At 43.5% G+C, this 20,337-nt stretch carries 19 protein-coding genes and 2 pseudogenes; 4 read left to right on the plus strand and 17 right to left on the minus strand.

Annotated features, from left to right (window positions below; all coding sequences use genetic code 11):
* Nucleotides 1-126: 126 nt before the first annotated feature.
* Both AC1DRQ_RS00285 and AC1DRQ_RS00290 read left to right on the plus strand, forming a co-directional pair.
* Nucleotides 127-909, plus strand: a complete 783-nt coding sequence (locus tag AC1DRQ_RS00285; RefSeq protein ID WP_477421531.1) for an AraC family transcriptional regulator — start codon at nt 127-129, stop codon at nt 907-909.
* Between the two features lie 67 nt (nt 910-976).
* On the plus strand, nt 977-1,510 hold the full coding sequence (locus tag AC1DRQ_RS00290; RefSeq protein WP_477421533.1) for a dihydrofolate reductase family protein: 534 nt from the start codon (nt 977-979) through the stop codon (nt 1,508-1,510).
* A gap of 172 nt (nt 1,511-1,682) precedes the next feature.
* Here the strand turns inward: AC1DRQ_RS00290 and AC1DRQ_RS00295 are convergent, their stop codons facing one another.
* The 3 genes from AC1DRQ_RS00295 to AC1DRQ_RS00305 all read right to left on the minus strand — a co-directional run bounded on the left by AC1DRQ_RS00295 (nt 1,683) and on the right by AC1DRQ_RS00305 (nt 6,140).
* The gene (locus AC1DRQ_RS00295) at nt 1,683-4,070 is read right to left on the minus strand and encodes an ABC transporter permease (protein WP_477421536.1); all 2,388 of its coding nucleotides are present in this window, start codon (nt 4,068-4,070) and stop codon (nt 1,683-1,685) included.
* A gap of 577 nt (nt 4,071-4,647) precedes the next feature.
* Nucleotides 4,648-4,932, minus strand: coding sequence for a DUF808 family protein (locus AC1DRQ_RS00300; protein WP_477421876.1), 285 nt, complete (start codon nt 4,930-4,932; stop codon nt 4,648-4,650).
* Between the two features lie 263 nt (nt 4,933-5,195).
* Nucleotides 5,196-6,140 (minus strand): hypothetical protein, encoded by a 945-nt coding sequence (locus tag AC1DRQ_RS00305; RefSeq protein WP_477421538.1) that lies wholly within the window; start codon nt 6,138-6,140, stop codon nt 5,196-5,198.
* Nucleotides 6,141-6,471: 331 nt separating this feature from the next.
* Here AC1DRQ_RS00305 and AC1DRQ_RS00310 point away from each other — a divergent pair, with 331 nt between their 5' ends.
* Nucleotides 6,472-6,750, plus strand: coding sequence for a hypothetical protein (locus tag AC1DRQ_RS00310; RefSeq protein WP_477421539.1), 279 nt, complete (start codon nt 6,472-6,474; stop codon nt 6,748-6,750).
* Nucleotides 6,751-6,857: 107 nt separating this feature from the next.
* On the opposite strand, the pseudogene AC1DRQ_RS00315 reads toward AC1DRQ_RS00310, so the two are convergent.
* From AC1DRQ_RS00315 to AC1DRQ_RS00380, 14 genes and pseudogenes are all read right to left on the minus strand, one after another.
* Nucleotides 6,858-7,325, minus strand: a pseudogene (locus tag AC1DRQ_RS00315) (RagB/SusD family nutrient uptake outer membrane protein).
* A 226-nt stretch (nt 7,326-7,551) separates the two neighbouring features.
* Nucleotides 7,552-8,544, minus strand: coding sequence for an alpha/beta fold hydrolase (locus AC1DRQ_RS00320; protein WP_477421541.1), 993 nt, complete (start codon nt 8,542-8,544; stop codon nt 7,552-7,554).
* A 508-nt stretch (nt 8,545-9,052) separates the two neighbouring features.
* Nucleotides 9,053-9,496 (minus strand): alpha/beta fold hydrolase, encoded by a 444-nt coding sequence (locus AC1DRQ_RS00325; RefSeq protein ID WP_429401594.1) that lies wholly within the window; start codon nt 9,494-9,496, stop codon nt 9,053-9,055.
* Nucleotides 9,497-9,527: 31 nt separating this feature from the next.
* On the minus strand, nt 9,528-10,382 hold the full coding sequence (locus tag AC1DRQ_RS00330) for a hypothetical protein (RefSeq protein ID WP_477421543.1): 855 nt from the start codon (nt 10,380-10,382) through the stop codon (nt 9,528-9,530).
* A 4-nt stretch (nt 10,383-10,386) separates the two neighbouring features.
* Complete coding sequence (locus tag AC1DRQ_RS00335; RefSeq protein ID WP_477421544.1) at nt 10,387-10,869, minus strand: YybH family protein; 483 nt, start codon at nt 10,867-10,869, stop codon at nt 10,387-10,389.
* Between the two features lie 32 nt (nt 10,870-10,901).
* A complete protein-coding gene (locus tag AC1DRQ_RS00340; RefSeq protein ID WP_477421546.1) occupies nt 10,902-11,480 on the minus strand; it encodes a cupin domain-containing protein in 579 nt (192 codons plus the stop codon).
* Nucleotides 11,481-11,490: 10 nt separating this feature from the next.
* Nucleotides 11,491-12,747, minus strand: a complete 1,257-nt coding sequence (locus AC1DRQ_RS00345) for a serine hydrolase domain-containing protein (RefSeq protein ID WP_477421548.1) — start codon at nt 12,745-12,747, stop codon at nt 11,491-11,493.
* A 222-nt stretch (nt 12,748-12,969) separates the two neighbouring features.
* On the minus strand, nt 12,970-14,043 hold the full coding sequence (locus tag AC1DRQ_RS00350) for a hypothetical protein (protein WP_477421550.1): 1,074 nt from the start codon (nt 14,041-14,043) through the stop codon (nt 12,970-12,972).
* A gap of 89 nt (nt 14,044-14,132) precedes the next feature.
* A complete protein-coding gene (locus tag AC1DRQ_RS00355; protein WP_477421552.1) occupies nt 14,133-14,708 on the minus strand; it encodes a hypothetical protein in 576 nt (191 codons plus the stop codon).
* 18 nt (nt 14,709-14,726) lie between these two features.
* Nucleotides 14,727-14,951: a hypothetical protein gene (locus tag AC1DRQ_RS00360; RefSeq protein WP_477421554.1), complete on the minus strand. Its 225-nt coding sequence runs from the start codon at nt 14,949-14,951 to the stop codon at nt 14,727-14,729.
* Nucleotides 14,952-14,996: 45 nt separating this feature from the next.
* Nucleotides 14,997-15,497 (minus strand): hypothetical protein, encoded by a 501-nt coding sequence (locus tag AC1DRQ_RS00365; RefSeq protein WP_477421556.1) that lies wholly within the window; start codon nt 15,495-15,497, stop codon nt 14,997-14,999.
* Nucleotides 15,498-15,703: 206 nt separating this feature from the next.
* Nucleotides 15,704-18,463 carry an ATP-binding protein gene (locus AC1DRQ_RS00370; protein ID WP_477421557.1) on the minus strand — a complete coding sequence of 920 codons (2,760 nt, stop codon included), beginning with the start codon at nt 18,461-18,463 and terminating at the stop codon, nt 15,704-15,706.
* 454 nt (nt 18,464-18,917) lie between these two features.
* Nucleotides 18,918-19,091, minus strand: a pseudogene (locus tag AC1DRQ_RS00375) (histone H1); the annotation flags it as partial.
* Nucleotides 19,092-19,142: 51 nt separating this feature from the next.
* Complete coding sequence (locus tag AC1DRQ_RS00380; RefSeq protein WP_477421558.1) at nt 19,143-19,439, minus strand: hypothetical protein; 297 nt, start codon at nt 19,437-19,439, stop codon at nt 19,143-19,145.
* Between the two features lie 256 nt (nt 19,440-19,695).
* Here AC1DRQ_RS00380 and AC1DRQ_RS00385 point away from each other — a divergent pair, with 256 nt between their 5' ends.
* On the plus strand, nt 19,696-20,286 hold the full coding sequence (locus tag AC1DRQ_RS00385; protein ID WP_477421559.1) for an RNA polymerase sigma factor: 591 nt from the start codon (nt 19,696-19,698) through the stop codon (nt 20,284-20,286).
* Nucleotides 20,287-20,337: the final 51 nt, after the last annotated feature.

Here is a 20,337-nt window from a genome sequence, read left to right on the forward strand (position 1 = left end):
TTGCTGCGTTACTCAGGAATTTGACAATTACTCTTTCAATACGCTCCGTATCCGCGTTACTTTATGATTCAAGTTATTATTATAAAATTTGCCCGCAATTTGATGATATAACCTATATTTATTAATATGTTTATTCAGCAGTTTGAAGTCATTCCCGAGCTGCAGCCCTACGTAAAACTGATATGTACAATGGACTGCGAAGCTGATGTAGACACAAATCATATACGTGTACTACCTGATACTTGCGTTGAACTATTTGTGAACTATACCGATACCGCTGTGGCCATTATTGGCAACGAGCTGTACAATCGCAGCATTGTTACTTTTCGGATGAGCCGTCACTCGGATGTGCAGATGCGCAAAGGCGCTGGTTGCGTTGCCATTTGTTTTTATCCGGGAGTGGCGTACAGGTTCTTTCATTTACCGATGCATATATTAGCCGACAGAACTTTGGCATTGTCAGATTTATGGCATGGTATGGCGGCAGAAATAGAGAATAAGCTAGCTGATGCCTGTAATCATAAGGCACGTACATGTATCGTACAGCAATATTTGCTGCGACAGTTGACACAAAATGAATACGACCAGCAGGTAGCCTATTGTCTGGAGAGGATACAAAGATCAGCTGAACACATGCCTGTAAAGCAGCTTACTAATGATACCGGCCTTAGCCAACGCCATCTTTCACGAAAGTTCCAGCAGATTGTGGGCTTATCACCCAAAGAATACCTGCGTGTCTGCAGGTTCATCAGGTCGCTCAATCACCTGAAAAAGTATCCTTTACTTTCACTAACCGAGGTGGCTTACGAAAGCGGTTATTACGATCAGGCACATTTTAATCGTGACTACAAGGCTTTTACAGGACACACGCCCGGGCAGGTCGCGCTTGCGACGAATATTTTGTATTGATGTCCGTTTTGTACAATTTGAAATGGTCGGTTCTACCCACTTTTGTTTTACAAAAAAAATGATTGATATGCGAAAACTAATATTGGGACTAGCCATAACTTTAGATGGATACATTGAAGGGCCAAATGGTGAATATGACTGGTGTTTTACAGACCAGGACTATGGTTTAAAGGAATTTTTTACCCGTGTGGATGCTATCTTCATCGGCCGTAAAAGCTACGAAATGTTGCAACAGTATGCCGATAGCAATAACGGAGAAACTGTACCCGGCATGCCGGTAATGACGGAATACGTATTTTCCGGGACACTTACATCAGTAAAGAAAGGCGCCGTGCTTATATCGGAAGATAGTATTACTGTGGCGCGAAGGATAAAAGAGCAGCCCGGTAAAGATATATGGCTCTACGGCGGTGCATCGCTTACTGATGCACTCCTTAAAGAGGGCCTGGTAGACGAACTCTGGTTGTCAGTGCATCCTATACTCCTGGGTAGCGGTAAGCCTCTTTTCCGGGAAAACGATAGTCGGACTACAATCCGTCTGCTGGAATGCAAAACTTATGAGTCCGGTTTGGTGTCGCTCCGATACCGTATCGGTAAATAGTTTTTTGATCTGCTATTAGTGCGGGTTTCGCTTTTAGCTATTTATTTTGGGGCGGATATCTTTAAATAGATGTAAACTACTAGGATAGCAATGGTAATTTAGTTGACCGAAAAGTGCCGACAGGGAGCTGGGTAAAATTTAGGAAAGCTTTATTTGTCAATTATTTTCTCATTTATTCCGCCCTTAATCTGTCTATCGGATTTGCCCTGGCAGCCTGAAGTGTTTTTGTTCCGATGATCAGGATGCAGGATAGTATAACGATCAATAAAGTAGCAATATATGGCTCAGGACCCGCATCAGGGTGATATTTATAGATAACCTGAAAAATAAACTTACTAATAAATAAATAACCTAAAGCAGAGCCGATAACAAAGGCAATCATGATAATACGTATGAACTCCCGGTTGATCAATCCGATAATTTGCATCACCGAAGCCCCAAGAACTTTACGCATGCCGATTTCCTTACTTCGTTTGTCAATATTCAACGCAATTTGTGCAAACAATCCTGACGCCGACAGCAATAAGGTAACTATTGCCAGAAAAAACGCGATCGACTTGAAACCCTGCGTCATTCTGATCTCTTTTTCAATCAGGTCTGATTGCAGGTAGCCCCGGTATGGTCTATTAGGGGCCACTTGGTGCCAAGCCGTTTGTAGGAGCCCGTTTACGCGGGCCAGGTTCTTTTCATCTGTCCTCAACACCATAAATTTATAGTCGGCAGGTTTTGCCATGTGAAGCACACAAGGTGGTACAAGGTCGTGTAAGCCGAATTCTTTATAGTCACCTACAACGCCAACTATGGTGTATTTTATACTATCGAGGCTTATGCGATGGCCAAGCGGGTGTTTCAGGCCCAATCGCTGGACAAAGGTTTGGTTAACAAGGATGGATTCACTGGCATCTGCGCCGGTTTCATAAAAATGACGTCCCTGAACTAATTGAATACCCATAGTTTTGAGGTATGCTTCCCCACCGATATTTGCAGCCTGCACCTGAATCTTGTCATTATGTGTTTGGACCGTTTGCGTGTAGGTTCCATCACCGATTTGTTGGGTACACCCGGCTATACTCTTTACCTCCGGTAATTGCTGAATAACATGGCTAAAAGCGGTGTATTCCTGCGGACTGTTGATTTCTGCTACAGCTATCTCATTGATCGCGTATCCAAAGTTGGCTTTCTTCTGAAATGATGCATTCTGCGACATGACAATACCGACCACCAGCGCAAAGCAGGATAAACTGAACTGAGCAATCAGCAAAAAACGCGTAAAACGATTGGAAGAACCGAGCGCCGTTTTCCCTTTAAGAATTTTTACCGGCTGGAATGAACTGATATACAAAGCCGGGTAAAGGCCTGAAAAGATCGCACTGAAAGCCGGAGTTATTAGCAAAAAGATCCAGAAGCCATAGTCCTTGCCTAAGTCAGGCGAAAGATCAACGCCGGTGAGTTGCATGACTGTCGGTAATAACAGGCGGACAAAAAATAATGCAAATGCCGATGCAAAAGTACACAATACCAAATTTTCCGTCAGGAATTGCCAGATCAATTGCCTCCTGAGGCCTCCGATCACTTTACGAATGCCTATCTCTTTTAACCGACCGCTGGCAAAAGCAATAGAAATATTGGTAAAGTTAAAGCAGGTTATCATCAAAATAAATAATGACATGATCGCCGGTACAATAACCAATACGCCACGGGGATTAACGGTAAGCTGGCTGCCATAAACGTATCCTGGCATATCAATATCTGAACTCGTTGCTAAATCGGAGAAAGGCTGGAGGAAAAAGCCAGCTACAGGCCAATCAATATTGTTGCGATTATTAACCTGTACGTACGGATTAAGGATGCCTGTTATCAAACCAGCGGATTGATTGTTTTTTAATTTGACAAAGGTGGTAATGCGATTTGCTTTTTCCCAGTTATTGGATAGTGTTTGATTTCCGTCAGCGCCATTATCAAAAGAAGTAATGATGTTGAACTGAAGACTTGAATTTTCGGGGATTTGCTTAGCCACGGCAGCTACGGTATACACCTTCGGATTTCCATCTGATCCAATGATCGTCAGGGACCGACCTACGGGGATTTCCTTAGAAAAGCATTTTTCTGCAAAAGCTTCGCTAATGATTACCTGGCCAGGCTGGTCAAAACCGGAAAGATTTCCGGATTTTAATGGTAAGGCAAAAAAATCAAATATGGCCTTATCGGCGTATTGGATATGTTCATCGAATGTATTCTCCTGATGCTTTACTATAACCGCAGCACTGCTCAGTCGGGCAACCTGCTCCACTCCGGGTACATCCCTTTGAATTGCCTGGGCCAACGGCAGGGGTACAACACCCCAGGGCTGCTTACTGCCGTCAACAACGCGCATACTGTTGAGTCGATAAATATGCTCGGTCCCCGTGTAGTTCTGGTCAAAATTAGCCCGGTAGTTATAGTTAAGATAAGCCACTATACAGCAGGCAATCGCAAATCCAAGCCCGCCGATATTGAGGATAACATAAATTTTGTTACGCCAAAGCACACGGAAAGCAATCTTCAGGTAGTTCGAGAACATAAATGTGATATGAAATGTAAGTCGTAGCGTTTTGTAAAACTTTTAAAAAGTGCTTCAAACTACTTAATTGGCAGTTCAATTACTATGCCAGCAGACTGAACGGCAATTTACAGGTAAACCGGGATTATTTCCGCGGCTCTCCGTCCGAATCCGGACGGTGTTTATGGAAAAGCGTACGATATTAGTACACCAACTCTGTTAAAACCGAAACGAGTCAAATAGCAGCGGCCTATGCGGCTTGTTGTTAGAAAAAAATTGACCTTATTAAATCTGATGGGTTTTCCCGGGGAGGTGATAAAAAGGGATTACGTCCTGCCTCACAGCCACATAAACCAAAATTCGTTATAAATCACTAAAGCGGTTGGCCATATATTTAACCGCCCGTACTTCTGATTGTCCACTGGTCAATAACGTATTTATGTCGGTTAGGTTCAGGCCTATTGAATCTATAGTGGGATTAAATTTCCATAACATTTCTATCTGCTTAGTGTGAGCTAAATAGGTGGCGGGTTCGGGCCATTGATAAGGAAAGTAGAGCCCGTCCAGAGCGAATTCTTTCAGCTCGTACTCTACTCGATCAACAAAAGACTTTCCTGCCGCCTTTCCAAAGGCCAACCGCGATCAGTCCTGCCGCCAAACCCAGCGCGAACTCCATAGTGATGGCGGGCAGGGCCGGGTATAACTGGTGCAACCAGGCAATATTGTGCCTGAAAATCCCGCCCGATACCAAAAGCAAGGCTATCGTTCCAATAATACTTAAGGCTGTGATAATAACCGGTAAGGACTTGACCAACAGGTCACCAAAACCTGCGTAGAAACCTTTATTACCGGGATTTTTGATCAGCTTAAAGCCCGTATCAATCCATTCTGACGATCAGGGCGGACATTCCGGAGCCATTGATCACCGCGTTCCGGAATAGCAAACAAATTGTTTCGAAACACTTTGACCATATTAATTAATTAGCCCAGTTTTTTCTTATTGCCGACACAACTCGGTGCTCTAAAGAGCACGGAATAGACTGGTCAAGCTTTCCAGAATGTCCATTTAAGGGACCAATCTCATCTGAGAACATATAAAATCAAAGAAAGCAGAAAAGCTTGGAGCCCTTGTTTCAGGTTTGCAGATTAAAACTCAAATGGCTGATTGATCTGTGGACCCCAATCACTGTTCACGCCTACATTAAACCCGGTTGAGAGATTGAATAGTTTTCCGGAAAAAGTAACAATCGTGTTTGCCTCAATCACCCAACTGCCAGTCGGAACTTTTCGGTCAACCTCGTTACCATTGAGATCATAGTAAGTGACGTCTATCCAAAGTCCGCCCTCCCAAAAATAATCGCCCATCGTTAAACCGGTCTTACCTACATCCCCGGGTTTAACAATGTACGTTTGTGTTACGGTTTCACCACCTACGCTATTCGTGACAGCCTCTACTCCTGTATACAGATCAAGGATGTCCGGTACGGAATTGAAATTGACAACAATTTTAGACACTCCCGGAGGTATAGCATCTGTAAACTTTACATTTACCCGGCCAACAATACGGTCAAGCTTTACATCCTGATTGCTGTATTTGCTAACAGTAATCGGAATCTTTTTATAAAAGTTGTCTCCTATGCTGTTGGGGGGCCTATGAAAGTTTTGTCCTTCATAGGCTAAAAATAAACCGGGAAAATATAACGTTTCGTTCCCTGTAAATACCAACACGTCTGAACGGGCGGCACCAATGATAAAAATGTTGTATTTTCCCGCAGGCAAAGTATCGGTAACTCTCCCGAAATTCGGATCGGTTGATTGCTGTTTGATGGTTTTAATGACGTTCAACGAATCACTCTGTTTGGTTACATAATAATATAAGTACTTGAAATTATCTTTTAAGGCTGAAGTTTTTTTTGCAGCACTCTGTACCGATAAAGTTCCGGTTTGTACGTCAAATGGTGCTACTGCGAACGAAACCGCGTATTTTTCAGCGCTATTTTCTTCGTGTTTGGCGGATGGAATTCTGTCTTCTTTTTTACAGCTTATTAAACCTGCGGACAGGCCTAATAGAATGATAAGTATTTTTTTCATAGTATTGATATTATAAAATGGTTGAATAAATGATATTCCAAAGGTAAATTGATGCTTGTCAATCTGTATATCTCCATAAACGTTTTGTTACTTTTTTGTTCATTATTGTGTAATCAATTGAAAAATAGGAGGTTTAAAGATGCAGGGATATTGCATTGCAAACGGAGCCCATGAAGTTGCTATGGGTGTAGTAATTATTATAAATACTCGAATAAGTAGTATTTTAACTAAAAATATGCAGGTGACCGGCGATACTGCCAAACAATTATCTGAACGGTTCGGTAAGATCAATTAGCAAATGGAAAGTGTATCCATCAACAGTGATACGTCGATGAGTCGTTCGACACAACTCGATTACGCCATACCTGCCTCAAAAATCGCAGGTCTTTCATCCGGTGAATTCGTTGGCATGGTGCCCGATGATCCTACCAATAAGATCGACCTCAAAACCTTTCATTGCCAAATACAAAATGATCATGACGTCATCCGCACCGAGGAAGACAGTTACCAATCCATCCCAGTAATCAGGACAACGATTAAAGACGATATATCCGTTAATTATCATAAGATCAAGGCGGATATAGACAATTTGATTGATGGCGCACGGTAATTATTTTCAAAACCATTAAAAGCCGCTTCGCTATTTAGCGAAACGGCTACCAATTTATAAAACGATTACAGGTTGCTTAGCAAACCTGTAATTCAATCTATGTGTTTTTAATAATCATTATTACCAAACTCGTTTCCATTTATTATAGCGTCCAGGAAAGATTGTGGTATGGGGCGCACAACATGTTTCTTTTCATTAAAATTTAACGCCACAGACGGGTTGGTCGACTGGAAGTAAACTCTGGTAAGTTTGCCGGTGCGTTTCAAATCAATCCATCGGGTGTGCTCTCCGGCCAATTCGCGGGCTCTTTCGGCCAAAATGAAATCAATATTCACTTCTGCCGGGGGTAATTACCATTTCATTCTCGCGACCTATTATAGCGGCACGTTTGCGTATCATATTAACATATTGTGCAGCTCTTTAGCCTGGTCGCCGGTGCTAAGCAGGGCCGCTTCGGCCGCAATCAGATAAACCTCACCCAGGCGGATAATCGGAAAATCACCCATCCAATATTGGTTGGTATAAACCCACATCTTGCTCGAGAACTTTTTAAATGCCGGGAATATATTGATCAGACTTGGCTCATAGTGAAATTTATGTCAGCGATTGATCACATGTTAATTTTCTAACTCCTTTCCAATTGCCCTGCTTGCTATGCAATGCGCATAGGTAAATTGACAAAGGAAGCAAATCTAACTTCGTTGACGCTTATCTGAGTTAAGATGTTTCTCTTCATCAATGGATTTTAATCGAGAGCAAGTTTATCGCCTGTAAGCATTGTGCAAATGAAGAGATCCATTACTAATATTTTTTAGGGTGCTTTTGGGTATTTTTTTGCTTGGTAAAATCAATAAATTGATTAACCGCTTTTACAAAAGCCTCGTTTTGTTCCGCATACAATAAGTGCCCGCCATTGATTTTTACGATTGTTTGATGCGGAAATTTGAATAGGTGGTAATGGTTTATACCAATAGCATGGTCTTTTGTCCCCGTAATTATTAAAACCGGCACTCTTATAGCCGCGGTCAATGTAGTGTAGTTTTTAAAATATTCCGGATAAAGCATTGAGGCATTTTTATCAATTACAGGCCCCAGTATTTTATAAGCAAAATCGTTTATGCGGGGATATATTGAATCAATTTTATCCAGCGCCTTAATCGTATTAACAGAGTCGGTAAGTAGTTTGTATGCTAAGTGCTTTTTACTTAAACGCTGTCTTAACGTAACTTGTACCGAAGATAACGACTGCAGGGAGTGATCACTGATCACGGTGTCTTTACCTAAGAGTCCATATCCATATTTAATCTGTTCAAGGAGTGACTCAGTATTTAAAAAATGAAGCGTGGAATTAACCAAAATGATCCCTTTTACATGCTGAGGATATTTTTTAGCATAATTAATGAGGATGACGCCGCCAAAAGAATGGCTAAGCAAAAACATTTTTTCAATATGAAGTTTTGCTCTTAGTTCATCCATATCCTGCAAAATGCGGTCCATGCTGTAATCTTTGGCATTTTGCGCACTGCCCGAACCCCTTTGGTCCATATAGATCATGGTTAAAAAGCTTTCGAGCTTATTGCCACCCAATTGTTCAAATGATCGGTAGCCGCCGCCTGGCCCTCCCGGAACAAACATACATGGATAACCTTTTCCTGAAACATTCACCGGTATCTTGACATGGTCTGATGTTAGGAAAGTAAACTGCTTACTATCAACTGGCTTTGATTGTTCCCGGTGTGCGGCCACTGACCAAAAGGCTAGTAGTAAAAAAATACCAGATAATTTATATTTCATTCCCGCTAAATTAATATAAGTTAGGTTCAATCTAAAGTTTGTTCTGATTTGCGCCTGATGGGAATAGCAATAGCAAGTAAAAATCCGGGATCAAAATAATTCTTCAACAAGGGGGTGCGCCTATAAGGCGAAAATAAACTGTTGCCTGACCGCGATGATGCTAAAATATTTTATTTAGCAGCGTGCCTTTTGCTCTGGCAGCCTTATGATGAGCTAAATAGTAAGCCCTGACGGCTTACACCAAACAATACACAAATAGCTGCCTGGGTATATTCTGACCGCTTTTGCCGCATTCTTAAGACTGTTTGATACCACGCTTTTTTCGGATCTTGATATGTAAGTCACTTTCAGCTACCTCGATCATTGTTTCCAAGGCAAGGTTCTTCAATGGAGATAGCTCTAATGCTTTAGTAAGCTCATGTATCTTCCCCAGGAGTAACTTGGATTCCTGGCTTTGGGCATCCCAGGGACCAATGAAGAACTGTTTGCATTCAGTAAAGTAGGCAAATTAAGCTTGCCTGCCCATGCTTTTATGGTGTTTCCTGGAATCCGGTATGGCTTTTTCGATGTGTAAAAAGTCCATAAGCTGCAACACATCAGCGCTCTTTAAGTCATAGTTGAGAGATTGACCGGACATCGTGCTCCGGCCATGCCCGCGATTATCAACCACAATTACCTGGTGCGTTTTACACAGCAGAGGTACTTCGAAGCCCCAAACATCTGAACTCCCAAACCCTCCATGCAACAGCATGACCGGATCTTTCCCGTTTTTATTAAAGACGGCATAATATAGCTTAATGTCATTGACAGGAGCCAGCCCGCTTTGATCTGCAGGAAGCATTGGCGGTTCAACCGGCAAGGTTTGCCATAAAGGTGTCGCCGTAATGGTCTGACCAAAGCCATACCGAGGCATCAGAAGGATCGCAATTAATATGATCCATGCGTTTTTCATCTTACAATACTTTTTATTTTCTTCTGATCCGCTAAGTCCCCAATGGATCATTTTTCCTGATCAGTTTGATCCCGAACAGATAGGGCATGATAAAAGGAATGGCAGGAATAGCCACCAGGTAGCCGGCTGTACCAAACGGTTGCGGCCAGTTAGGCGGCATTAATGCCAGCAACATAGCCATTAGACCGCAACCTATATACCAACGGAACGCGGACCGGCTCAGTAAGCCTGTTATTTTGAGTGAAACTGCAAAAAGCACGATTGCGAGGTATATCATTGCAACCTCGGCAACGCTGATCACATAAAATAAACTTTTTATGGGACCATACCAATCCGGGCGCTTTGCGGTAGGGTTTGCGGTAAATAGCCGGAAAGCATCATTGAGGAAATAACCCCAGAATGCCATATTGATCATAAACAGAGGGATTGCCATACTTAGCACTGCAAATGCTAATACTGAGTACAGGTTTTCGCCGCTTGTCTGTAATTGCGTTTTTAACAGCGCAGCGCCCGATAAAAGCAATAGGCCACCAGCCATCAGGATAGTGTAGCGTATTTGCTGTTCGGCAGCAGTGTCAACCCAGCCTCGCATTGTAGAGGGCGGGGGCCCCATACCAGCGAAGATGGAAAACAATAACCAGGGTGCAAATAATAATAGCGCGGTAATAACCTGTTGTCTACCGGATCGACCTTGCTTCCAAAGCCTGCATCCGCCAAGGTGAAGGGCAGAGAGCATCATCAGGCAGGCATTTAGCACCCAAACGGATAAATATATTGTATAGCTTACATGTCCTATACCAAAACCAATAGCTACCGTTGCCGGGGGAACAAGCCATAGGTATGCCAGGCTCAGTTGTTGTTTAAATGGGGCGGGTTCTTTATACATTGATTTATTTTATTTCTTTTTCAAGTTTTGCATTTTGTCCGGCGAGGATCTTCCACGCACCGTCGCGTTTTACCAGTACAATCATCCTCCGGAATTCAAACGTTTGCCCGGGAAAACGTTCGTCGCCATCTAAGCCGGTGCGCACATGTGATATGGCAAGGTTAGGGTACGGGTAGGTGATATCTTCAACCGCACGGGTATAATAATGGGTGGCTTTAAAATAGGTGGTGTGCACCTGCTGATAATGGAATTGAATATCATCCCTGCCTTTGTAATAAGCACCAAACCAGTTTACCCAGGTGGCGTCAACAGTGTAATTATCGGCCAGCCCTTTAGGATCATGCCGGTTCCAGGCATCTTCATAATTTTTAATGAGTTGCCTTATCTGTGTGTTTTCTTTAACGGTGTCTGTTTGCTGGCCGTAGGCTTTAACACCACACAGCCAGCACAGACAAACTACGATGAACCTGAAACTATTAACTTTCATAACTTGTTTATTAATGGAATTTTTTTTTGACCTTAAAAAGCTTTTAGTATATCAATTGGTAGCCCAACGCGTTCAAAGCCATGTTGTTTCCTGAACTTGTCCTGTTCGGCTTCGGGTTTGCCTTTCATATGTCCTTCGCTTATAGCTATAAAACATTCCTCCATTTTACCGGCCGGCTGAAAAGTAGTGAGCATCCGGCCAACACCTTCTCCTACCTTTGAAAACGCATGCGGCACTCCCCGAGGACCAAACACGCTATCGCCGGGTCTAACGCGGTGCAGTTTATCGCCCACTTTAATCACAAACTCTCCCTCCAGAATGTACCACCATTCATCCTGGTTATAATGAAGGTGCAGATTTGGTCCGCCTTTTTTTACGCGCGACGATTCATACACATACAAATCGCCATCCGTATCTTTAGCTGATACTTTGGTATAAAAAGTGTCCCCGTCAAATAAGTTAATAGGTTTCTGAAAACGGTCGGCCCCGGCATCAGTTTTATAGCCGTTTTTTTCCCGAAGTTCTTTATATATTTTGGCAATGCCGCTAACGGGGCTGGCTAAAACAACGCAGGTTACGGATAGCATTCGAAGGAAAGCATTACGTTTCATGGTAGCAATTTTATTTAGTAAACAAATCATCTGTAGACCAGGTTGGATTTTTGGCATAAGCCCTCCAGAATATCTGGTCCAAATCATAGTCAAACTTAGTTTTCCAACTGCGGGTGTTGGTCAAAATCACAAAATTAAATCCATTATCCAAACGGGCCTGTTCAGTCGCCGTACCGGGCAGACTTCCCGTATGAACATAGTTATTGCCTGAAATGCCCCAGCCGCACCCATAAGCTGTATTGGCTGTTGAGCCGGTATACATCATATTTAAGGTTGATGGTGTAAGAATATCTTTGCGCACCGGAAATTTATCAATATAAACCAGGAACCTGGCCAGGTCGGTCGCTGTAGCGATCCACCCCCCGTGTGAATCCATCCGGCTGATATTGTATGCATAAGGATCTTCACCATACTGGCCGTAGTAAGTAACTTCCTTTGGTAGTTTTTGGGCAAGTGTGTTACCACCAATGGTCATATCTGTGATGCCGATAGGTGTCAATACCAATGTTTTTATCGCTTCTTCATAGGTTTGTTCGGTAATTTTTTCTATCACCCGCCCTAATATACAGTAACCAAAATTCGAGTAGGCATAACTGGTTCCCGGTATATGGTCAAGCGGACGGTTATCTAAAGTCCCGGTGATGAGTTGTGCAGCCGTCATGGTTGGGTTGGTAAACATCGGGTCGTTGTTATCATTAGCCCAACCTCCGGATGTGTGGTGCAGCAGTTCGTCAATCGTAATATCGGTAATATGCGGGCCGTAGGTTTTAGTACCATAGGTTTTACCTAATATACCGCCGTCGCCAAATACTTTGTCATCCAGCTTTATCTTGCCCTGATCAAGCAGCCTCATAAGGGCAACAGAAGTGAACTGTTTTGAAAGGCTCGCTATACGGTATCTATCGCTGATAGCAGCTTTAACATTCTTGGATTGATCACTTGTACCATACGCTTTCAGATAAATCAGCTTTTCGCCTTTGGTAATTGCTACAGATACTGCCGGAACATTATAAGTGGTCATAAAAGTATTTACCTCGTCATCTAAAGCGGCAACGGCAACTTTACTGGCAGCAAGGGTATCAATGACCGTTCCTGTATCTGTTCCCGTGCCGGTTCCTGTACCTGTTCCAGTATCCGTTTTAGTTATGGAAGGCGTGTCTTTACCGCAGCTCGCAAAAAGCAACAAGCCGGCAACAGCCAATAATTTGGTAAATTTTAGCGCATTCATTACAAAGCAGCAAATGCCGTGCTCATAATTTTTTTTCATAGGTATTAGGTATTTATTGTTTAATTAATAATTGAACCCCGTTTAATTGCGAAAGCCTGTCAGGGAGCCCAAAGAGACATAAGTAGCTGGTAAAATACTTTCGCGTTTGTTGCAAATGCTTTTGAGTTTGTTGTATACTTAATCAACTACGTAAACAGACATTTTAAATTTACCCCTGGTAGCACTGCATCATTATTTTAGACAGGTGCCTTATATCAAGGCCTATTTGCAGTTGTAAGTAAACGCATTTACGGCCGAACCACTAATGGCCATGCTAACCGGAAAATTTTTATCGTTGTATTGATAGGTAATGTTTGCGTTAATATTCACAGGTGCCGACCCAAAGTTTTCTACCAGTTTCCCGGAAATTTTTACCGGGTTATTTTTGCTCAGTATTGCGCAGCGGCTTGCCCAATAACGAACCTTATCCAGGTTATATGCTGCAAAGCCGGTAAAATCTCCGCCTATAAACTTCCAATATTTTGAAATGGCCGTGTATGGGGAGGGCTTATCGTCATAGGTGATATTTAGTAAGTCATCAGAAGTTTGTTTGTGATCGATACGGGTTTCACCAGTTTGTGGTATGTAGAACCTCCGCTCGTAATCATATAAAATTTTTACTTGTGTTACGTTATCATTGGCATCATAAGTAAAATTGAGTTCAACTTCGGCAAGTTTGAAATTCTCGGCATCCTCGGAACCGTTACCGGCCATAAAAACAGTGGTCAGGTGTTTCTTTGAGGCGTCATATAAGAATCCAAACAGCGAGTCTCTTTTTAACGAGGAAGGTGGATTTGAAGCAGAAAATACCTGGTGTACAAATTCCGGATTACCGTCATAAACGTTTCCGCTGCCACCAGTATAGCTATAAGTAGTTTTAATGATGCCGCTGTAATGGGTACCATCACCACCAACCGACTGAGTAGGGTAGGTGTCAACAACTTTAGCAGCTGTAATGGTTTCAACAAAAGGCCCATAGTAATAATTGGGGCCTGTCATCTTTATAAGATAACCTTTATCATCGTATTCAAATATCCGGGACCCGAGCGCCTGGTCAACATCGCCCGTAATAGCGCAGCCCGTGATATTTACCACGGGAGGAGTAGGGTTATTGGAGGGTTTACCACAACCATACAAATGAATTAATAAGCTACCCATGAGTAAGGCAGCAAGCGCGGATCTGGCAATGCTTTTTCCATCTTTCTCTGAAATAATGCCTGCCATCTCATCTTTTCCGGGTCTTGAGGAGATGTTTTGCATCCTGCCAGATGTAAAGTGGGTTTGAAGTGTTTTCATTTTATGGTTGATTTTATGGTTTGATTTTGATAAATATGTACAAAGTAATGGGGGTATCTTTTTGCGCCAGGCGCAAAAAGATACCAAGGTCAATCGGAAGCTAGTTTTATGGGTATCGCAACATCTTTTCCAACATCAAGGATGTGAAAAACAAGACTCGAGGTGTTGTTGGGCACCTCAAAGATTACGGTGCCAACCAATTCGGCATGCCGCTCAACCAGTTCGCTTAAATCTCCTGAAGGTGCGGTAAGTGCCCCGTCAATGGCAAGCCTGAAACCCTCGTTCCAAAAAGTAGCCGGCGAATAGTTACTGTTGTTTTTGTATTTAATTTTAATTTTCAGCGAGCTGCTTTCAGGTGTTATTGCTTCAAGTGATGAACTAATGATCTTATATTCGTGGTCTTCTATTTTTATCTGCGTCATTGAAAATACTGGTTTCAATTTTTCAACCGGCTTTTGTGGGTCTATTGGTTTACTTATTAAACTATCCGCCTCATTTAAAGCTCCCGGTTTTGTTTCGGCAGATACTTTGTTTGCCGCCGCCGGTTTACTAAATAACCCCGCCCCGTTTAATGCCACAATTAATCCGGTAATGGCTGTAACTATGCCGGCAAAGCCTGTAATAATTCCCGGCAGGGTCGTCCAAAAGCTCTTTTCATCGGGCATAACGCTGTTTGTTTTGGTTTATCGTTTTGGGTTAAGGGAATTGCTATGTTCCCGGTTATTTCTGTCAATAAGCTTTTTCTTTTTTTTGCTGTCCATGGCCAGGGTTACTATGGCATATATGAAGACGGCCAACATTGCCAGGATCTCTTTGGTGTCTTTTTTGACAATACCGTCTACCACGCAAATGGGGCCCAGCACTGCCAGGCAAATAAGGGTCGGTTTTCTCGGCAATAAAATGGCCATGGTAAATAATTAAAATGGTTAACAAATTTTGAGGTGTATAAAAGCTTATTGTACAACCAGGTCTGCTTCAATATTTAGTTCATTGTCTGCTTTTACCTTGTCCCAAACGTGTACTTTAACGTGATAGGTTTCGCCGGCTACCATTGGGCTTGCAAGGGTAATGTCTCCGCGCAATTCGGAGGCTTCCGCCGGGGGATGCCCCTGGTCACCTGCAAACAGGTCGTCGGCTTTAAGTATGGGAGTTCCTTTTTTATCGGTCACTAAAAGCATCATCCCCGGAAAAACTTTACCGTCCTTAAGGCCATAGTTGTTTAGTCCGACCGCTGCTATAGCAATACGGGTATTTAAGTTTACTTTATTATCGGTCATTCGTTTATTAGCCGGATCGATCAATAAAGCATCCTGCACGATAAAGCCGTTGTAACTGAACGATAAACCGGTGCGGAGGTCTTTTTTGGCACCTTTACTATAGTTGCATCTGCTAAAGATCAGGCAGTTGAGTAGCACAGTAAGCAGTATTGCTAAGGTTGTTTTTAGGCTTTTCATAGGTATGTAAGCATATTTTGTGAAATGATTTGGAAACGCGTTAAACAGTACCAATACAAGTTATAAGACAGTCGTAATCATTTCACAAATAAACATACCCCATCCAGAATAAATTTTCGCGTATGTTGCAAATCCTTTCGAATTTGTTGCGGTTTTTATTGGCAAGCAACAATTTTGCTTAAATGCTAAAGGTTAATGGCTATGGATTAGGCTTCTATCACCTTACTCGGGGCAAAGCCAAAATGGCGGGAAAAACTGGTGGAAAAACTGGCCGGACTGCCAAAGCCAACCATATAGGCCACCTCCGATACGGTTGCCGCGCGACGTTCCAACAGGTCATGCGCATATTGCAGGCGAACGATCCGGATCAGTTCGCCGGGGGACTGGCCAATGAGGCCTTTGAGTTTGCGGTGCAGTTGGGTGCGGCTAAGCCCAATACCTGCAGCAAGCTGATCGGCTCCGTAACTTTCTTCGTTGAGGTGGCTTTCCACAGCCTGGCGTACCCGCGCTATGAATTCCTGCTCAATGGTAGGCAGCGCAGTGGTATCCTTAAACCACAGGTCGCGGATGCTGTAATGCAGGCGTAATTGCTCGCGTACACTGATGAGGTTTTCTATCAGGGCAAGTAATTCCCGTTGCTCAAATGGCTTGGCGAGATAAGCATCGGCACCTTTTTCAATCCCTTGTATACGGCTGTCCAGGCCTGCTTTAGCAGTTAAGATGATAACGGGGATATGGCTGGTCTTTTCGTCTCTTTTAAGCGTTTCGCTTACCTCGTAACCGCTTACCCGGGGCATCATCAGGTCGGTAATAACCAGGTTTGGGATATGCTGCAAGCCAAGGGCTATACCTTCTTCGCCATCTGCCGCCGTTATTAGCCGGTACCTGCCGGCCAGCGATTGTCGTATAAATTCCCTCAATTCGGGATGATCCTCGATCACCAGGATGAGCGGGCTGCTTTCATCGGCTACTAATACTTCGTTGGCATCGTTCACTGGCGTAAATAACTCATCAGGCAAGATTTCCACTGCCGGTTCAGAAACCGCCTTGGCAAGTTCGCAAGGCATATCTATCCGGATCTGTGTATACAAACCTTCGGCACTCTCGACCGCTATCTGCCCACCCATCAGTTCAACCAGATCTTTGGTAAGTGCCAGGCCTATACCCGTACCTCCTGCCGACCGGGTATCCGACGGATCGGCCTGGTAAAAGAGCGTGAATATGTAGGGCAGTTTAGCCGCAGGAATTCCCTGACCCGTATCCCTTACTGTAAGAACAAAAGCGCTGTTGGGTACTTCTGCATTTTGCCATAGTATTATTTCTATCTTTCCCTCGTCGGTGAATTTTATAGCGTTCGATAGCAGGTTCAGCATGATCTTATCCATTTTATCCCGGTCAGCTAAGACCCAAAGTGTGTCCCGGTCGGCAACGAAATGCAGATGAATGCCCTTTTGTAAAGCTAATGATTCGTAGGAGAGTGTGTGCAGTTTTACAAGCGCCACCAGATCTACCGGTGCCAGGTTCACATCCATATGGCCGCTATCTACCTTGCTTAAATCTAACAGCTGGTTGATCAGTTGCAGCAAACGTTCCGCATTGCTGATGATCAGCCGGAGGTTTTTATTGGTGTCCCCTGAAGGCGCGTACAGCAATTCCTTGGCCGGGTTCATGATCAGGGTAAGCGGTGTTTTAAACTCGTGCGTAATGTTGGTGAAAAAGCGCGATTTAACGGCATCCAATTCCAGCAACTTACTGGCCTGTTCTTTCAACTCTGCGGTGCGCAGTTGCACAACCTCCTCCAGCCGCCGGGCTTCGGTGGCTATCGATTCCGTTTTTTCGGCCTCCTGGGCAAGGGCTCGCGCCGATAGATTTTCTACCTCCCTTAATTTAGCCGTAAGCTTTTGATTGGTACGCGCAAAATCAAGCGCCAGGTAAAGCGATAAGCAAAGCGGCAATACTAATGATCCCGCGCCCATTACAAACAAACGCATAGCATTCTGCCCGTAATGCCAAACATGAAATGTATCATCCCAGGCGAAAAAATAAACCAATATGATGGTGCCGGTGCCGATGCCGATAAGCCATGCATCTTTTTGCCCCCTTTTTATGACCTGGGCTACCGACCACAGCCCATCCATCATAAAAACAATATAGGCAACGGAATAATAGTCATCCCATTTCTCCACCCTAAAAACCCAAAAAGTTAAAACATAACCTGTCAGGTAAAACAGCGTAATGCCCGTTAAGGCGGCCATGCGCCAACGCGGCAGCCGGTGGTAATGGAGCGCATAAAGCAACATGACCGCCGACCACATGATCAATGCCTTACAGGCAAAGGTCGTAAAATCAGCAACGTATTGTACCGAAGGATAGGGCGTTAAATAAAATTGGTAAACAGCCATGCCATTGATACCGATCAGCAATACAAACAAAGCATAATACACGTTGAGTTTTTGCCGGGGATAAAAAAGAAAGAACAGGAAATGCAGCAGGCCAAGTACCAGCTGTGCAGCGGCAAATAAGGGCAAATAATCAAGCAATTGTTTGTCGGTACCTGCTTTTTCAGCACGTTTTACATAATCACCTAGCGAAAGCTGGAACCCATAGAAATTGGGGTAAACCCCAAAGAAATTGGAATAACGGATCGCGAGCAGATGGGGGCGGGTATCGGCAAACCAAAGCGGGATGAGGTCTCTTGGCGCACGAATGGCTTGCATCTGCTTCGCCGAGTGGCCCACCTTGCCGTAACCACCTATCGGTTTGCCATCCATAAATATTTCAGAAGCGCCATCGTGATTAATAGCGATGAAAAGTTTCGTGTTCACCAGTACTGTATCCGCCCTTACCCATAAACCAAACCAGCCCATGCCCCGCCAACGTCGTGGCGCATCGGTTTTGCCAAAAATGGTATGGTGCAGGGTGTCCCAGCCAGCTGTAGAAGTTACAGGTTGTTTATTGCCGGGCAAATCACCGGGGTGAAAAAACCAAACCGAATCATCGAGGAGAACCCGATTATATTTACCAAAATCACTGCCGCGTATTGCGGTTGGCTGCTGAGCAATGGCCCGATTTATCAGGCATAATAATGCCAGGCACCCCAAAAACGTGCAACACCTTCTGTACTTATATGAAAAAATATTCCTCCTATCCATACAAAATACCCGGCAACCCTAGTTTCTCAAAAATAATACTTTAAAATCGGGCGGGCAATGGTAACGGATAATATAACAGCATAATGGTGGGAGATTAAGTTGATCTTGACCACCTGGATTCCAGGGTAAGTCTTAATGATAAAATCTGCCCGTTTAGCTCCGGTCACAGAATGGCTGGGTGCATCTTCAATAGCTTTGACGTTAAATGTCCGCTAATAATTAAGCCCGGCATATAGCCAGGCTTTCCCAAACAGGATGCTCTTTTATTTTAGTTTGCTGAATTTTTCTTTTCCGTTACTTCTTTTCGGATACCGGTAGCGACAACTTTGATTTGTTGCAGTGCATTCCGCAAACGGGTACCGGCCGCTTTGTTTGATTTCTCATAGAATGCCTGGGCATCATGTTCAGCGCTTTCAACCAGCGCCTTTAATTGGGTGAATTTTCCATGTGTTTAAAATTTAATTGAGCACAAAACTAACAATTTAGATAAATGTTAGTCGTCGATCTTATCTATCTTCTTTTGTTCTTCTTCCTGAAAATCCACATACTTAGACATATCCTTAACAAATCTTCTCGCGAAAACCGCGCCTTCGTCCTTGCTTTTCATCACGTCGTCATCGCCCAGATCGACATGCTCCCCGTAGATCGCTTTTTTCAATTCGACCCTCCCGTGAATCTCGTCAAGCTTTCCTCTCACTTTTTCTACCATGGTATAATCGGCTACACCGTTTTGCAGCAGTTCAGCAAAACTCGAATAGGGGGAAAGGTCAACTTTCATCATCTTCTGCATGACCAGTAGCATTTGACAAATGGACCAGGCTCAGGGTTGGGAATAAACGTTTTATAATTCAATATTTCAAGGATTTTACAGGCTGGAAGTTACCAATTTTAGTGTCAAAAAATGAATAACTAATTGTAAGAGATCGGGAAAACGGTTGCATGATTGTCGGTCACTTGCCATCATACGTGCGATACTTTTCCCTTGTAGTTTAAAAACAATTTTCGAATTAATAAGAAGTTAACCTGCGAACCTTATTTTTGCAGTAGTGGAAAATTTAACGGACGTTGCGTTGCTTGTATTGATGCAACAGGATGATGCGGATGCCTTTGCAGTCGTTGTCCACCGTTATCGCAGGCAACTTTACAGGCAGATCTATAAAAGACTGGGTTCAGAAGATGATACCAAAGATATGCTGCAGGATATCTACCTGTCTTTGTGGAATAACCGGATGTCCATTGTCATCACCGGTTCTTTCCTGCCTTATTTGTCGAGGGCAGCGCATTATACGATTGTCGACCAGTACCTCTTTCGGAAAAAACGATCGGCACTGGAGGTTTCACTTTCCTTACTGGATGAACCCACTCACCTACCGGTGGAAGAAATGATACTGGCCGAAGACCTGCAACAGGAATTCGACCGGCAATTATTAAAAATGCCGGTAACCGTGCAGGATGTATTCCGGCTGAGCCGGAAGGAAGGGCTTTCCATTAAGGAGATCGCGGCCAGGCTTGACCTTTCTGAACAAACCGTAAAGAATTATATCTCATCCGCATTGCAATGCCTGCGTACCTATCTCAAAAAAGATAATCTTTCTTTTATACTCGCCTTAGCCTCCGCCTGCGTTTTTAAAAAATAAAGCCTCAGGAGGATTGTTTATATGAAGTTAACAATTTGATTGCAATTGCTT

It is taken from the genome of Mucilaginibacter sp. P4_E8, assembly GCF_056401495.1.

What these genes read in the sequence shown, in the direction of transcription:
- AC1DRQ_RS00285 (WP_477421531.1), top strand. Translation starts at nt 127, where the DNA reads ATGTTTATTCAGCAGTTTGAAGTCATTCCCGAGCTGCAGCCCTACGTA.
- AC1DRQ_RS00290 (WP_477421533.1), top strand. Translation starts at nt 977, where the DNA reads ATGCGAAAACTAATATTGGGACTAGCCATAACTTTAGATGGATACATT.
- AC1DRQ_RS00295 (WP_477421536.1), bottom strand. Translation starts at nt 4,070, where the DNA reads ATGTTCTCGAACTACCTGAAGATTGCTTTCCGTGTGCTTTGGCGTAAC.
- AC1DRQ_RS00305 (WP_477421538.1), bottom strand. Translation starts at nt 6,140, where the DNA reads ATGAAAAAAATACTTATCATTCTATTAGGCCTGTCCGCAGGTTTAATA.
- AC1DRQ_RS00310 (WP_477421539.1), top strand. Translation starts at nt 6,472, where the DNA reads ATGAGTCGTTCGACACAACTCGATTACGCCATACCTGCCTCAAAAATC.
- AC1DRQ_RS00320 (WP_477421541.1), bottom strand. Translation starts at nt 8,544, where the DNA reads ATGAAATATAAATTATCTGGTATTTTTTTACTACTAGCCTTTTGGTCA.
- AC1DRQ_RS00325 (WP_429401594.1), bottom strand. Translation starts at nt 9,496, where the DNA reads ATGAAAAACGCATGGATCATATTAATTGCGATCCTTCTGATGCCTCGG.
- AC1DRQ_RS00330 (WP_477421543.1), bottom strand. Translation starts at nt 10,382, where the DNA reads ATGTATAAAGAACCCGCCCCATTTAAACAACAACTGAGCCTGGCATAC.
- AC1DRQ_RS00335 (WP_477421544.1), bottom strand. Translation starts at nt 10,869, where the DNA reads ATGAAAGTTAATAGTTTCAGGTTCATCGTAGTTTGTCTGTGCTGGCTG.
- AC1DRQ_RS00340 (WP_477421546.1), bottom strand. Translation starts at nt 11,480, where the DNA reads ATGAAACGTAATGCTTTCCTTCGAATGCTATCCGTAACCTGCGTTGTT.
- AC1DRQ_RS00345 (WP_477421548.1), bottom strand. Translation starts at nt 12,747, where the DNA reads ATGAAAAAAAATTATGAGCACGGCATTTGCTGCTTTGTAATGAATGCG.
- AC1DRQ_RS00350 (WP_477421550.1), bottom strand. Translation starts at nt 14,043, where the DNA reads ATGAAAACACTTCAAACCCACTTTACATCTGGCAGGATGCAAAACATC.
- AC1DRQ_RS00355 (WP_477421552.1), bottom strand. Translation starts at nt 14,708, where the DNA reads ATGCCCGATGAAAAGAGCTTTTGGACGACCCTGCCGGGAATTATTACA.
- AC1DRQ_RS00360 (WP_477421554.1), bottom strand. Translation starts at nt 14,951, where the DNA reads ATGGCCATTTTATTGCCGAGAAAACCGACCCTTATTTGCCTGGCAGTG.
- AC1DRQ_RS00365 (WP_477421556.1), bottom strand. Translation starts at nt 15,497, where the DNA reads ATGAAAAGCCTAAAAACAACCTTAGCAATACTGCTTACTGTGCTACTC.
- AC1DRQ_RS00380 (WP_477421558.1), bottom strand. Translation starts at nt 19,439, where the DNA reads ATGCAGAAGATGATGAAAGTTGACCTTTCCCCCTATTCGAGTTTTGCT.